This window comes from Pengzhenrongella frigida (assembly GCF_004168625.1).
GTDB classification, from domain to species: domain Bacteria; phylum Actinomycetota; class Actinomycetes; order Actinomycetales; family Cellulomonadaceae; genus Pengzhenrongella; species Pengzhenrongella frigida.
Window position 1 is genome coordinate 28829 of sequence record NZ_SDWW01000023.1, and the last position, 13715, is coordinate 42543.

8 protein-coding genes are annotated in these 13715 nt (G+C 68.7%); 4 read left to right on the forward strand and 4 right to left on the reverse strand.

Annotated elements, in window-relative coordinates; all coding sequences use genetic code 11:
* Window positions 1–278 precede the first annotated feature (278 nt).
* Both EUA98_RS10765 and EUA98_RS10770 read right to left on the reverse strand, forming a co-directional pair.
* Complete coding sequence (locus EUA98_RS10765; protein WP_130102686.1) at window positions 279–1046, reverse strand: hypothetical protein; 768 nt, start codon at window positions 1044–1046, stop codon at window positions 279–281.
* Window positions 1047–1127: 81 nt separating this feature from the next.
* The gene (locus tag EUA98_RS10770) at window positions 1128–1565 is read right to left on the reverse strand and encodes a hypothetical protein (protein WP_130102687.1); all 438 of its coding nucleotides are present in this window, start codon (window positions 1563–1565) and stop codon (window positions 1128–1130) included.
* 207 nt (window positions 1566–1772) lie between these two features.
* On the opposite strand from EUA98_RS10770, the gene EUA98_RS10775 reads away from it, so the two are divergent.
* A complete protein-coding gene (locus EUA98_RS10775; RefSeq protein ID WP_130102688.1) occupies window positions 1773–3344 on the forward strand; it encodes a ParB/RepB/Spo0J family partition protein in 1572 nt (523 codons plus the stop codon).
* A gap of 117 nt (window positions 3345–3461) precedes the next feature.
* A complete protein-coding gene (locus EUA98_RS10780) occupies window positions 3462–4466 on the forward strand; it encodes a DUF932 domain-containing protein (RefSeq protein WP_130102689.1) in 1005 nt (334 codons plus the stop codon).
* 52 nt (window positions 4467–4518) lie between these two features.
* On the opposite strand, the gene EUA98_RS10785 is transcribed toward EUA98_RS10780, so the two are convergent.
* Together EUA98_RS10785 and EUA98_RS10790 are read right to left on the reverse strand one after the other, a co-directional pair.
* Window positions 4519–5019, reverse strand: a complete 501-nt coding sequence (locus EUA98_RS10785) for a hypothetical protein (protein ID WP_130102690.1) — start codon at window positions 5017–5019, stop codon at window positions 4519–4521.
* Entirely contained in the window at window positions 4997–5413 is a 417-nt protein-coding gene (locus EUA98_RS10790; protein ID WP_130102691.1) for a hypothetical protein, read from the reverse strand. Before EUA98_RS10790 ends, EUA98_RS10785 begins: the two co-directional genes overlap by 23 nt.
* Window positions 5414–5654: 241 nt before the next feature.
* On the opposite strand from EUA98_RS10790, the gene mobF reads away from it, so the two are divergent.
* Together mobF and EUA98_RS10800 are read left to right on the forward strand one after the other, a co-directional pair.
* Entirely contained in the window at window positions 5655–11198 is a 5544-nt protein-coding gene (gene mobF, locus EUA98_RS10795) for a MobF family relaxase (RefSeq protein WP_130102692.1), read from the forward strand.
* A 307-nt stretch (window positions 11199–11505) separates the two neighbouring features.
* On the forward strand, window positions 11506–13542 hold the full coding sequence (locus EUA98_RS10800; RefSeq protein WP_130102693.1) for a DEAD/DEAH box helicase family protein: 2037 nt from the start codon (window positions 11506–11508) through the stop codon (window positions 13540–13542).
* The last annotated feature ends 173 nt before the right edge of the window (window positions 13543–13715 follow it).

A 13715-nucleotide genomic window follows, 5' to 3' on the forward strand; every position in this document is an offset into this window, starting at 1 on the left:
ACCTATCAGCCTGCCCGAGCTCCCCGCACAGTGTCCTGAACATGGCGCGGCCGCCATACTTGAGGCGTCCAGTCGGATGCCCTGCTGTCGCCAGGTTTCGCCAATCCGCCACTGTGCCTAATTCGGGATCCCCGGGCTCCACCATCATGGCGCCCCTAATGGTGGCCGGGTAGCCCAGCGACCTGACGGGTCGGCCGTCCTCGCCGACCGACGAGTCCTTGGGACCGTCCGAGCCGACTGAGTGCTCTCTGCGCGCAGAAGAGCAACGTTGGCAGGTACTAACGTCCCCGCAGTTCCCGCTCCAAACTGTTCGCCAGCCCAGTCTTACCTGCTGCGCGAAGTTCGGCGATTGCGCGCAAGATGATCTTCTGAAGGCGCTGGATCTGATCCCGCAACAACCCGACCTCCCCCGCCCCCGCCCACTGTCGAACGAGCGCGTGCCCTGGGCGAAGCTCCCGCAGAATGGAGTGGGACGAGCGGTGCCCGGGAAGGTACCCCTCCGCGCGAAGTTTATCTTCTGCCTCCTCGATGTAGTGCATGACTGGCTCAGGCTCGGCTGCGGCGAATGCGCGAGCGAACTTGAGCGCACTGAGGTGCGAGAGATGCGCGGCACCGAAGCGGTCCAAAAAAGCCTGCGGTTCGTTCATTGGAACGTCCGTCAACCCAGCCCGAATCCATAATCGCTGTGCACGTTCGGGGTTGACGATCCACGTTCGCTGGAACCCTGTCTCGTCCCCCGTGGCCTCGAAGACGGCACTTATCGCATCCTCGACAACGCGATCCAGCTCTGAACGCGCAAGTGCATCAAGCGCGTCCTGCCGGTCTCGATCGCGTTCAAACCGCACCCTCTCGGACCAACGACACAAGACGCTCCGAGAAGTCACCCACTCCTCGAGCCCAGCGAGGTCGCCGACAACCCTGCGCACCTTCACCTTGCCCGCACGGGCAGGACCAACGAACACGACCTTGGAGAGAGCTGCCTTTGAATCCCGTGGTGCCTCACTCCACGCGTAGCTTGTGCCAAGCACCAGATCCTTCGTCCGCACCCAACCAGTTTGGACCACTTGCCGACGGTTTGCCGTCGAGTAGGCCCAGCGGCAGCCCAGGACGCGGCTTGATCGACTAGTTCAGCAGGACGGTTTGGCCGGCTGGTTCGGCAGTCGCTGACCGTCTGGCACGGGAGCGAGGGTGCCGCCGGCGCGCTTTTCGGCGTCCGAGACCGCAACGGCGATGGCCTCGTGGATCCACGATGACCGGCTCAGCATTCGACCTGCCTGGCGGTCGTCGATGATGGCCTGTTCCATCGCGGCCCGCGTCGACGCGCGCAGCGAGTGGTGCCGGTTGAGGCCGGCGGTCGCGGTGATGACGGCCCGCGGTGGGACGGCGAGCGCTGCGCGTCCCTGAGTGCCGCGCGCCACGTGGGCCTCCAGAACCCAGTGCAGCCACTGGATGAATCCGGCGGGCGCGTTGGCGTGATGGTCGAGGTCGTACACGTAGGCCGCTCGGGCACGCGCCCACATCTGCGGGTCCCACCACGCCCCGGTCGCTACTCGAGATTCGCTCATCAGCTCACGACCAGGGCTAACACCCAGCTGCATTGACGGTTGGTCGCGACGACCGAGCGCCGGAAGGAGCGGCCGGGGCCTCCTCTGTCCACAGCGGCCGCGCACAGCCAAGTCCGTCCACAACGACGGCTGAGCGACACCACGGAACGACTCATTTCGGAAGCATAGGGCATGTCAGTTTGATCTATTCGATACCGAGGAGCAGCGATGAGCACCACTGCAGAAGCGCCGGTCTACGAGGTCGGTCGCGTGTACGAGGTCACGCCGGGCGACCTGCGGATAGGGACGAACGTGCGCAAGGACACCCGGCCTGACGCGAAGGACTTCGCCGCCTCGGTCCGGGCGCGCGGCGTGATCGTCGCGATCGATGCGCACGTCGACGAGCAGGGTGGCCTGCGTGTCCTGCGCGGGCAGCGACGGGCGCTGGTCGCCGCGCTGGTGGGCACCCCGTCTGGCACTGTGCCGGTCCGGGTCGTCGCGACCCCGGAGGAGGCAGACCGCATCACCGATCAGTTGGTGGAGAACCTTCACCGCGCCGACATGCACGAGCGCGAGGCTCGCGACGGTGTCGAGCAGCTCGCGCTGCTGGGTGTGTCGGTCGCGCAGATCGTCAAGCGCACATCCTTGCCCCGCCTGGTCGTGGACAACGCGTTGAGCGTCGCCGAGCACCAGGCCAGCAAGGAACGGATGGACACCCACGACATGACCCTGGAGCAGGCCGCGATCTTCGCCGAGTTCGAGGACGACCCCGACGCCGTCGCGGCTCTGGAGAGCGCGTGGGAGAGCCAGTGGGAGCGGCCCCGGCTAGTGCACATCGCCCAGCGACTGCGCGACGAGCGCACCGAGCGCACCGCACTGCGCGCCGAGGTCGAGCGCTTGCGCGCCGACGGGCTGCCGGTCCTCGACCCCGCCGACATGCCCTCGGGCTTCCGGCGGCTGGCTTTCGAGGATCTGCGCGACCAGGACGGCCAGGCGGTCCCTGCCGAGGCGTGGGCAAGCACGCCCGGCGCGGCCGTCGTCGTCACCGTCGAGTGGCGGCACGACGACCCCGAGGACGCCAGCCCCGACGACGAGGGGGACGACGACGATCAGGACTCGACCGAGCTCCGCAAGGCCTATGTGCCGGTGTGGGTATGCACCGACCCGACAGGCGCCGGGCTGCATCACTACTGGGACGGCGCACCCCCACGCGATGCCCTGCCCGCCGCCGACAGCGACGACGAGCGCGCCGCCCGGGAGCAGGCCGAGCAGGCCCGCCGCGAGGCCGAGTCCGCCGAGCGGCGCCGGGTGCTGGCCAACAACGCCGCGTGGCGCTCCGCCGAGGTCGTGCGCCGCCAGTGGCTGGCCTCGCTCCTGGCCCGTCGCCAGGTCCCCAAGGGTGCCGAGATCCTCATCGCCCGCGCCGTGCTCGAGCGGCAGTACAGCCTGACGCACGCTCTGAGCAACGGGCACGATCTGCTCGGTGACCTGCTCGGCCTGCGCCCCGCCGACGGCGGCGGCTACCAGTTCGGCGCCCAGGTCGCAGCCCGCGTCCTGGACCAGGCCAGCACGCCCGCCGCCGCGACGATGCGCACCCTCGCCGCCGTCCTGGCCGCATGGGAGGCGCGCAGCGGCGTGCCCACCTGGCGCAACCCCGGCGCGTACGACGCCGCGATCATGGCCGCGTTCATCAGCTGGGGCTACCCCGCCAGCGACGTCGAGCAGTTGCTGACAGGTCCCGCCGAGAACGACGAGGCCGACGACGCCAACGAGCCGGACCACGACGTCGCGGCCGGCTAGTCCACAGCCCCACGGATCACGACTGGCGGGAGTTGCCCCGGTGGACAACTCCCGCCAGTCGAATAGATCAAATAGATTGATCTTGTCAGGTCAACCACCCAGGAAGGGACACCCGTCATGGCCCACGAGATCGAGACCCACGGCCGCCAGGCCGCCGCCCTGTTCGCCCGCACCGACCCGTGGCACCGCCTCGGCACCACCGTCGCCGGCGAGGCATTCACCGCCGAGGACGCGATGACCCTCGGGCACCTGGGCGGGTGGCAGGTGCGCAAGGTCCCGCTGACCGCCTCCGAGGTCGGCGCCGATGGCGTGACCACCCTGGACGTGCCCGGCTTCGCCACCGTGCGGACCAACCCGTTCACCGGCGCCCCCGAAGCGCTCGGCGTCGTCGGCGCCGGGTACACCCCGCTGCAGAACGAGAAGCACGCGGAGTTCCTCAACACCCTGGCCGACGCGTCTGGCGCGGTCTTCGACACCGCCGGATCGCTGCGCGGCGGCCGTCAGGTCTTCGTCACCATGCGCTTGCCGCAGCACCTGAGCATCGGTGGCACCGACCGCGTCGACCTCAACATCGCCGCCCTCAACAGCCACGACGGCACCAGCGCCTTCCGCGTCCTGGTGACCCCGGTCCGCGTCGTGTGCGCGAATACCCAGAGCGCGGCTCTGCGCGACCACGTGTCGTCCTGGTCGATCCGCCACACCCGCAATGCCAAGGCCGCCGTTCAGGCGGCCCGCGACTCGCTCGGTCTGACGTTCGCGTACGTCGAGGCCTTCCAGGCCGAGGCCGAACGGTTGATCAACACCACGACCACGGACTCGCAGTTCTTCGACCTGGTCGCTGACCTGTTCCCCGCCCCGGCCGCCGACGCGCCCACCCGCGTGCGACACACCCACACCCAGCGCCAGCAGACCCTGGCCCACCTGTGGCACGACGCCGACACCCAGACCGGCATCCATGGCACGGCGTGGGGCGCCTACCAAGCAGTGGCCGAGTACGTCGACCACTTCGCCCCGGTGCGCGCCCGGCTCGACCCCGCCGCCGCACGCGCGGTGCGGCTGCTGACCACCGAGGAGCCCGCCCGACTCAAGGCCCGCGCCTGGGCCGCACTTTCCCCGGCCTGATCGACCCCGACCGCGCCCGGCACACTTCCCCGGTGCCGGGCGCGGTCGCGCGTCACCACAGCGACGGCTGCTCACCGAACACCCGCCGCAGCCGCACCAGGTCGGCCGCCACCAACGCCGGATCGGTGCGGGCTAGGTCCCGCAGTTCGCGCGCCCGACGACGAGACCCGCGCACGTCACCCAGCGGCGAGCCGGTCACGTCTCGTCGCGCCGCCCACTCCCGCCGGTTCTCCACATACGACGACGTAACCACGTGCCCCGGCCCCACCCGCTGGCACAACGGGTTGTCGCACCGGTGCCCGAGCACCTCGGCCGCCGCCAGCGCCGCCACACCGTTCGCCAGCGCGAACGCGAACCGGTGCGCCACGAGCACCCGCCCCCGCGCGAGCCAGAACCGGCCGTGCCCTCGTCCGCTCACCGCGCCGGTCCACCACTGGCACCCGCTGCCGTCGACCTGAACCAACTTCGCCCGGTACCGCGCGACGACCTCAGGTGACGCGCACCCGGCCGCGAGCGCCGCCGATCCGGCCTCACCGAGCCGCACGGTCGCCACCCGAACCACCGTCGCCCGCCCCAGCGTCCCGAGCACCCTCGGTGGTCGCGTCCGCGCTCGTCGTCCGAGTCCCCCGCACTGGCGCTATGACGGCCGCCGGCTGCGACAGCTGCCGAAGCCGCGCTGCCTCGCGCACGGTCAGCAGTTCCGCGCCGCCGCACCACTCGACCGCCTCGGTCAGGTTCAGTCCTTCCCGCTCGGTCAGCTTGACCAGCGCCGCCCCGGCGCGCGCCTCGCACACCGAGACCACCGCGTCGCGCTCGGCCAGCGCCGTGATGACCTCGACCCCCAGTGCGTCGCGCCGCCGCTCCTGCTCCGCCCGCCGCGCTCGCATCCGCGCCTGCGCATCCAGCGCCGTGCGCCGTGCCCGCTGCCTCGCCGTCTGATCCACCATCGCAACTCCCCTTCTCGTTTGACCTCACCTCCGAAGGCCGACCCGAGCCCTCACGCGCTCACCACGTAGCCCGCGCAATGCCGACGTCGTCCCCCTCCACGACGACGACCGACCACAGCACCGCTCCGACACGACCCGAAAACCCCAAAGCACTGCCCCACACACCTCTTGCATTGCCGGAATTCGACGCCTCCTCCACCGATCGCCAGGGCCACTTCAGTTGCCTTCGGGAGGTGTGACGATGTCGATCCACAAGCTGACGGCCGGGAGCGGGTACGACTACCTGACTCGCCAGGTCGCGGTTCACGACGCGACCGAGAAGGGCCACACAAGCCTGGCGTCCTACTACGCGGCCAGGGGCGAGGCCCCGGGCACGTGGATCGGGTCTGGCCTCGTCGGAATCGACGGGCTGGACGAGGGCGACGAGGTCACCGCCGAGCAGCTGCGCAACCTGTTCGGTGCAGGAAAGCATCCGCTGGCCGAGCAGCTGCGCGCCGCCGCCGCCGAAACCGGGCTCAGCGAGCGCGAGCAGGAGACCGCCACCTGGTTGGGCACCCCGTTCCGGGTCTACGCGAACGACACCTCGGCCTTCCGCATCCGAGTGGCGAAGGAGATTGCCGCCCTCAACGCCAGCAACGGGCGGCGCTCCGCCGACCCGGTGCCGCTGGCCGACCGGGCTCGCATCCGAACCCAGGTTGCGGCCGAGCTGTTCCGCGAGGAGCACGGCCGCGAGCCCGCCGACGCCCGTGAGCTCGCGGCCACGATCGCCAAGCACTCCCGCCCGCGCACCAACGCCGTGGCCGGGTACGACCTGACGTTCTCCCCGGTCAAGAGCGTGAGCACGCTGTGGGCGATCGCCGACCGACCGATCGCGGCCGCGATCGAGCGGGCCCACCAGACTGCGGTCAAGGACGCTCTGGCGTTTCTCGAGAACACGGCGCTGTTCACCCGCGAGGGCACCAACGGTGTCCGGCAGGTCGAGAGCCGCGGGCTGGTCGCGACCGCCTTCACTCACCGTGACAGCCGCGCCGGTGACCCCGACCTGCACACCCACGTCGCGGTCGCGAACAAGGTCCAGACCCGCGACATGGGTCGATGGCTGGCCATCGATGGGCGGCTGATCTTCGCTGCCACCGTCGCGGCATCCGAGACGTACAACACCGCGCTCGAGCGGCACCTCACCGACACCCTCGGCCTGCGGTTCGAGGTCCGCCCAGGCGACGACCCACGCAAGCGCCCGGTCCGCGAGATCGTCGGCGTCGACCCCGCGCTGGCTTCCCGATGGTCCACCCGACGAGCCAGCATCGAGGTCCGCCGCGCCGAGCTGGCCAGCACCTTCCAGGCCACCCACGGTCGCCCGCCCACACCCGTGGAGTCCGTGCAGCTGGCCCAGCAGGCAACCCTGGAGACCCGGCAAGGCAAGCCCGAACCGCGCAGCCTCGCCGAGCAGCGCGCCACCTGGGCGGCCCAGGCGCGGGGTGTCCTGGGCGGCGAGCGTGGGGTGCAGGCGATGCTGCGCCGGGTCCTGCGCCCGGCCGAGGCCCCGACCCGGCGGGTCGACGCGGCGTGGGTGCGCGAGACCGCCGCCGTCATCCAGAACACGCTCCAGGCGAACCGCTCCTACTGGCAGCGGTGGCACGTCGAGGCCGAAGCCCAGCGCAGGGTCCGCGGCGTCGCCGTGCGCACGCGCGACGTCGAACGAGTCGTCGGGCTGCTGGTCGACGAAGTCCTGACCCGCAGGTCGGTGCCACTCACCCGCTCCGAGCGGGACATCGAGACCCCCACCGAGTTGCGCCGCAGCGACGGCTCGAGCGTGTACACGATCGCCGGATCTACCCTGTTCACCTCCCCCGACCTGCTCGCGGCCGAGGCGCGCATCGTCGCCCACGCCGGCCAGCACGACGGCACCCGCGCCACCGCCGCCGCCGTCGGGCAGGCGCTCACTCAGTCGGCTGCGGACGGCCTGCCGCTCAACGCCGGGCAGGCGTCGCTGGTCACCGAGATGGCCACCTCCGGCGCTCGGGTTCAGCTCGCAATCGCGCCGGCCGGAGCGGGCAAGACGACCGCCATGCGCGCCCTGGCCACCGCGTGGACGGCCGGCGGTGGAGACGTCGTCGGTCTGGCGCCGTCCGCCACTGCCGCGACGGTCCTGGGCGAAGCCATCGCCGCCCGCACCGACACCATGGCCAAGCTCCTGTGGCACCTGGACCACGACCCAGAGCACCTGCCCGGCTGGGCGCGGCGCATCGGCCCGGCGAGCCTGGTCGTCGTGGACGAGGCAGGCATGGCCGACACCCTCTCGCTGGACCGCCTGATCGAGTTCGTCACCGCGCGCGGCGGGTCGGTGCGCCTGGTCGGCGACGACCAGCAGCTGTCCGCCGTCGGCGCGGGAGGAGTGCTGCGCGATGTACGCGCCACCCACGGCGCACTGCACCTCACCGAGCTGATGCGCTTCGCCGACCCGGCCGAAGGCGCCGCCTCCCTGGCCCTGCGCGACGGGCTGACCGAGTCGCTCGGTTTCTACCTCGACGCCCACCGAATCCACGTCGGAGACCTCACCACCCTGACCGACGACGTCTTTGACGCCTGGCGCACCGACCGCGAGGCCGGCCGCGACGCGGTCATGCTCGCCCCGACCCGCGAGCTCGTCGGCGAACTGAACGATCGAGCCCGCGCCCACCGGCTCGCCGGCCAGACCCCGGAGCGCACCGTGTCCCTGGCCGACGGGTCGACCGCCTCGGCTGGCGACACCGTCATCACCCGGGCCAACAACAGGCAGCTGCGCGTGACCGGCACCGACTGGGTCAAGAACGGCGACCGGTGGCACGTCACCGCCGTCCACTCCACCGGGGCACTGACCGTCCGGCACACCACCAGCGGCTGCAGCGTCGACCTGCCGGCCGACTACGTGCGCACCGCAGTCGGCCTCGGCTACGCCACCACGATCCACACCGCTCAAGGCGTCACAGCGGATACCAGCCACACCCTGCTGACCGGGCAGGAGTCGCGGCAGCTCACCTACACCGCCGTCACCCGCGGCAAGGCCGCCAACCACCTCTACCTGGAGGTCGTCGGCGACGGCGACGAGCACAATGTCATCCGCCCCGACTACGTCCAGCCGCTCACCGCGACCGACCTTCTCGAGCGGATTCTGGCCCGCGACGAGTCCGCCAAGTCGGCGCACACCACCCGCCGCGTCGCCGACGACCCCACCACCCTGCTGAGCCAGGCGGCTGCCCGGTACGTCGACTCGCTGTACGTCGGCGCCGAGCAGTTGCTCGGACCCCAGCAGGTCGAACGCCTGGACCGTGCAGCGGACCTGGTCGTGCCCGAGCTGACCCGGGCCGCCGCCTGGCCGACCCTGCGTGCACACCTGCTCCTGCTCGCAGCACAAGAGGGCGACCCCGTCGCGCACCTGCGCGCCGCCGCGGATGCGCGCGAGCTCGACACCGCCGACGACGTCGCCGCCGTGCTCGACTGGCGACTGGACGACACCGGCCTGCGCAACGCCGGCACCGGCCCGCTGCCCTGGCTGCCCAGCATCCCCGCAGCGCTTGGCGAAGACCCCCAGTGGGGTCCGTACCTGGCAGCGCGCGCCGCGCAGGTACGCGACCTCGGCCAGCAGGTCACCGAGCAGGCGCAATCAGGCGACTCGATGCCGCAGTGGGCCCGCACCGGGCAGCACCGCCCCGACGACGACCTGCTCGTCCAGGTCTCCGTATGGCGCGCAGCCACCGGCGTGCCGGACAGCGACCGGCGCCCCACCGGTGCTCCGCATCTTGGCAAGGCCGCCGCCCGTTACCAGCAGACGCTCGACACCCGCCTCGCCACCCAGCACACCCCGGCCCTCGCCGAGTGGCAGCCCCTGCTCGACCGCGCGCTCACCGATGACCGACACGACGCCTTCATGCCTGTGCTCGCCGAGCGACTGTCGGCCCTGGCGCGCGCCGGCCTCAACGCACCGCAAATCGTGCGCAGCGCGCTGGCCGACGGCGGCCTTCCCGACGACCACGCCGCGGCGGCCCTGTGGTGGCGCATCACCGGGCGCCTGTCTCCCGCGGTCGCAGCACAGGCCGAGTCCGACCAGCACCTCACGACCGCGTGGACTCCCCGCCTCGCCGACCTCGTCGGCCCGGACACCGCCGACATGCTGCAGGCCAGCCCGTGGTGGCCAGCGCTGGTCACCAGCGTCGACCACGCCATCGCCCGCGGCAACACCCTCGAGTGCCTGTTCGCAGCTCCGATCGTCGACGACGACGTCGACCCGTGCCAGGCACTCGTCTGGCGGATCTCCGTCCTGACCGACCCCGTCGGAGAGAGCTCCGAGCGGTACCGACAAGGGTTCACACTTGGTGGCGACGAGGTCGACCCGTTCGGGCAAGACGACCCGCAACACGGGCTCGTTGCCCTCACTGACAACGAGTGGCAGCACCTGTTGCCCGCGGTCGACCAGACCCAGGACGACCGGTTCGCGCCCGAGCCGGACGAGCCCGACACGACGGATCCCTTCGACGACCCCGCCTTCGTCGAGGCCTTCCTCACCCTCGCGGCGGCCGCGCGAGCCCACGCCACCACGCTGCCGCCCACCGACCGGATGGTCGACGCGCAGGCAGCGCGGGAGTTCGACGCCGCCATGGCCCCCGTCAGCCCGGCCCGCATCCTCGAGCTCAACCGCCTGGCCACCGACTTCTACGTGCGCCAATTCCCCGACTCCTGGGCCCAGCGCTACCTGACCGAACGGCTCCGCACCGACCTCACAGGCGACCCGTACGTGCTCCCCGGATACGCCCCGGCCGGCTGGACCCGACTCGTCGACCACCTACACCGCCAGGGCGTCACCGACCTGGAGCTCACCGAGTCCGGCCTGGCCAGCGTCGCGCGAACCGGTCGCCTCATCGACCGCTTCCGCGACCGCCTCGTCTTCCCGATCACCCGCCTCGCCGCCGACGGCGAGCTCGAACCACTCGGCTTCGTCGGCCGGCGCCACCCCGAGGCGACCGACCAAACGGGCGGGCCGAAGTACCTGAACACTCCGAATTCGGTGCTGTTCCACAAGGGCGCGCAGCTCTACACCGTCCGCGCCGACCGCCTCGAATCGGGCGCCGCGCCCGTTCTCGTCGAAGGGCCGGTTGACGCCGTCGCTGTCGCGCTCGCAGGTGGGAGTCGCTTCGTAGGCGTAGCGCCGCTCGGAACGTCCCTTACCAATGAGCAGGCCAGAGAGCTCGCAGCATTGGTGCACAGAAATGGCGCATCAACCCTCGTTGCTACCGACGCCGACCTAGCCGGCCGCCTCGCCGCTGAGCGCGACTACTGGCTGCTCGCCCAGCACGGTCTCGCCCCAGCCGCGACCCTCCTACCCGCCGGCTGGGACCCCGCGAGCCTGCTCGAGGGCTCAGGTGCAGCCAACCTTCGAGCAGCACTTCGAAGCACAACCGACCTCGCTGAAATCCTCATCACCGAAAACCTGGGCAGCGCCACTGGACTGGAGGCTGTCAGGGGATCGGCGCAAGTGCTCGCGTCCACCCCCCCATACGCTTGGGGCCCCGGCACATCTCGCATAGCCCTCCACACCCGCATCCCCGAACATGTCGTGCGTAGAGAACTCGCGCGCGCGCTCCAGCAGTGGACTAAGAATCCTGGTGGCCATGCTGCGGAGCGTCTCGCCGAACCGAGCACTGAGCGAAGAAGAATGGGGCCATCCACTCATCCGGCACCGCTCCCCAAGACCCCACGGATCGTCGAAGCGTCGAGGCCGAGCGCCGATCCGACGAGCCCATCCCGATGATTCAGATGCGGGTGATGGTCGCGCCATAGAACGAGGCCTGAAGCCATCCGCGCTTCGCGGAGGCGACGAATCGCAGGGCGTCCTGCCTCAAATTCACGCTGCGGGACGCCAACCAGCATCGCTGGCTCGCTCGCAGCTACCGCTAGGCCGACCAGACACCTCATCCGGCCCGGGAGTTGGCGTTTCAGTCGCGAACAAACCGACGTGAGGCTGCCATACTCACGCCAGACGCCCGACGGAGGAGCACCATGGCATCGCACGTGAGTGAAGCCCAACATCTCGGAGACGCGGCAAGGTCAAAGTAGACATGCTCCGCGACCTCCAGAGCCTGAAGCCGCACTACGCCACCGGCCAGGACTCGCTTCTTGACGACTTCTACGTGCCCTGCCTCAAAAACGCAAGCCGTTACGACCGGGCAACTGGATACTTCAGTAGCGCGCTTTACGCGGTCACGAGCGCCGCTTACGCCCGATTTATCGCCGCCGGCGGAACGATCCGACTGATCACCTCGCCGCACCTCTCGTCGGAGGATGTTCAGGCCCTCGCAGAGGGCGCAGCCGCGAAGGAGGTAGGGGAAAGCGCCCTCCGAAATGAACTGGTCCTCCTGCTGGGTCGGCAAGAGACAGCGGCGCCGACGCGGCTGCTCGCGACTATGGTTGCAACCGGGGTCCTAGACCTTCGGGTGGCCCTCCAGCCAGGCGCGGGTATCTTCCACGACAAGGTCGGAATCTTCCAGGACGAAGAAGACAGACGCGTGGCATTTATCGGATCGGCAAACGAGACCTTCAGCGGCTGGGGTGCAAATCATGAATCTATCGAAGTCTTTGCAAGCTGGGAAGGAACCACTGACCTAGCCCGGGTACGGCGGCTCGCCGCCTACTTCGAGCGGCTTTGGGCTGGCGGGGAAGGCGAGATTGAGGTGCTCAGCCTCAATAAGGAGATACTAGATCTACTACGCGAGAACGCGCACGACTCCGTAGAATCTGCTCTCGCCGCTACATCACTGCGCGCGACCACGGATTCTGGCAAGAAGAAGCTCATGGAATTTCAAGCGGACGTCCTCGATTCTTGGAAGTCCACCAACCATCATGGAATAGTCTCGTTTGCCACCGGTGCAGGCAAGACGATCACCGCTATCGAGGGTATCCGGCGCTGGTCCGCTGATGAGCAAGGTGGCGCAGCGGTCGTCATCGTCCCGAGCGCTGATCTCCACAAACAGTGGGCAAGAGAGATTAGGGCTGAACTACCGGAAGCGAATCTAATCCTTGCCGGCGCTGGACATTCCGAATGGCGCGGAGAGCTTCGATGGATCCTTTCAGACCATGCCAGGGATGGACAGCCACGGCTCGTTCTGGCCACCAACAAGACTTTTGTTTCACCCCAATTTCAGGAGTCTATTGACTCTCGTAGGCCAGAACTTCTGCTCGTTGCCGATGAACTGCACCGAACGGGCTCGCCAGCGGTGCTTCAGGCCCTACAGAACGCGCCGTTCAAGGCAACCCTTGGACTAAGCGCCACGTACGCGCGCCAATTCGATGAAGGCGGAACCCAAAGCCTCCTCGAATTCTATGGTCCAGTTCTTGAACCAGTAATTGGCCTCACAGAAGCGATTATGCTTGGCCGGCTCGTTCCCTACGATTACTTTCTCCACAGAACCTCACTGGACGACCAAGAGCAGGAGCAGTACGACAAACTCACGGTAGAAATCAAGAAGATCGCGGCGCGCGACCGCGACGCAGACTCGTCTAACTCGTTCCTCAAGATGCTGCTAATTAGGCGAGCGCGAATCCTGAAGCAGGCACACGCGAAGGTACCGGCCGCCCTTGACGTACTTCAGGCCGAGTTTCAAGAAGGCGATCGCTGGCTGGTCTATTGCGATGACACTACACAGCTCAAGGCGATGATCCAAGCCTGCCTCAGTTGCGGTCTGCCGGCGTTGGAATACCACTCACAGATGACCTCCAGCCGCGACGATGTGATGGCCAGTTTCGAGCGCCGCGGAGGCATCATGGTAGCCATTCGATGTCTCGATGAAGGCATCGATATCCCTGCCTGCGACAAGGCTCTCGTCATCGCCAGCTCGACAGTCGAGCGCGAGTACGTCCAACGGCGCGGACGTGTTCTCCGCACAAGCCCCGACAAATATTCAGCTGCCGTTCACGACATGTTGCTGGTCGACAAGGCCGGTGGAGTCCTAACGCGAGGCGAAGCGCTCCGTGCGCTTGAATTCGCGAGGCTTGCTCGTAACGAGACTCCAACTTTTGAACTTCAACACATGTTGGCCCTAAGTGCCGACTTCGGAGCAGAAATTTCAGCGATACTGGAAGGTTTTGAGGATGAGTAGTGCGTATTCAAGAGATCAGCAAGATCCAAAGGAGCGCGCAAAGGCGGTACTCTTGACGGTAGTCCACCGTAGCGATTTCCGGCGCGACCACCCAACCATCTCCTCTGTCGTCACTGATGACATCGTCGAGGACGCTGTCGAAGCAGCGTATAAGACACAGTTCGACGAGAATA

What these genes read in the sequence shown, in the direction of transcription:
- EUA98_RS10775 (WP_130102688.1), top strand. Translation starts at nt 1,773, where the DNA reads ATGAGCACCACTGCAGAAGCGCCGGTCTACGAGGTCGGTCGCGTGTAC.
- EUA98_RS10800 (WP_130102693.1), top strand. Translation starts at nt 11,506, where the DNA reads ATGCTCCGCGACCTCCAGAGCCTGAAGCCGCACTACGCCACCGGCCAG.
- mobF (WP_130102692.1), top strand. Translation starts at nt 5,655, where the DNA reads ATGTCGATCCACAAGCTGACGGCCGGGAGCGGGTACGACTACCTGACT.
- EUA98_RS10790 (WP_130102691.1), bottom strand. Translation starts at nt 5,413, where the DNA reads ATGGTGGATCAGACGGCGAGGCAGCGGGCACGGCGCACGGCGCTGGAT.
- EUA98_RS10780 (WP_130102689.1), top strand. Translation starts at nt 3,462, where the DNA reads ATGGCCCACGAGATCGAGACCCACGGCCGCCAGGCCGCCGCCCTGTTC.
- EUA98_RS10770 (WP_130102687.1), bottom strand. Translation starts at nt 1,565, where the DNA reads ATGAGCGAATCTCGAGTAGCGACCGGGGCGTGGTGGGACCCGCAGATG.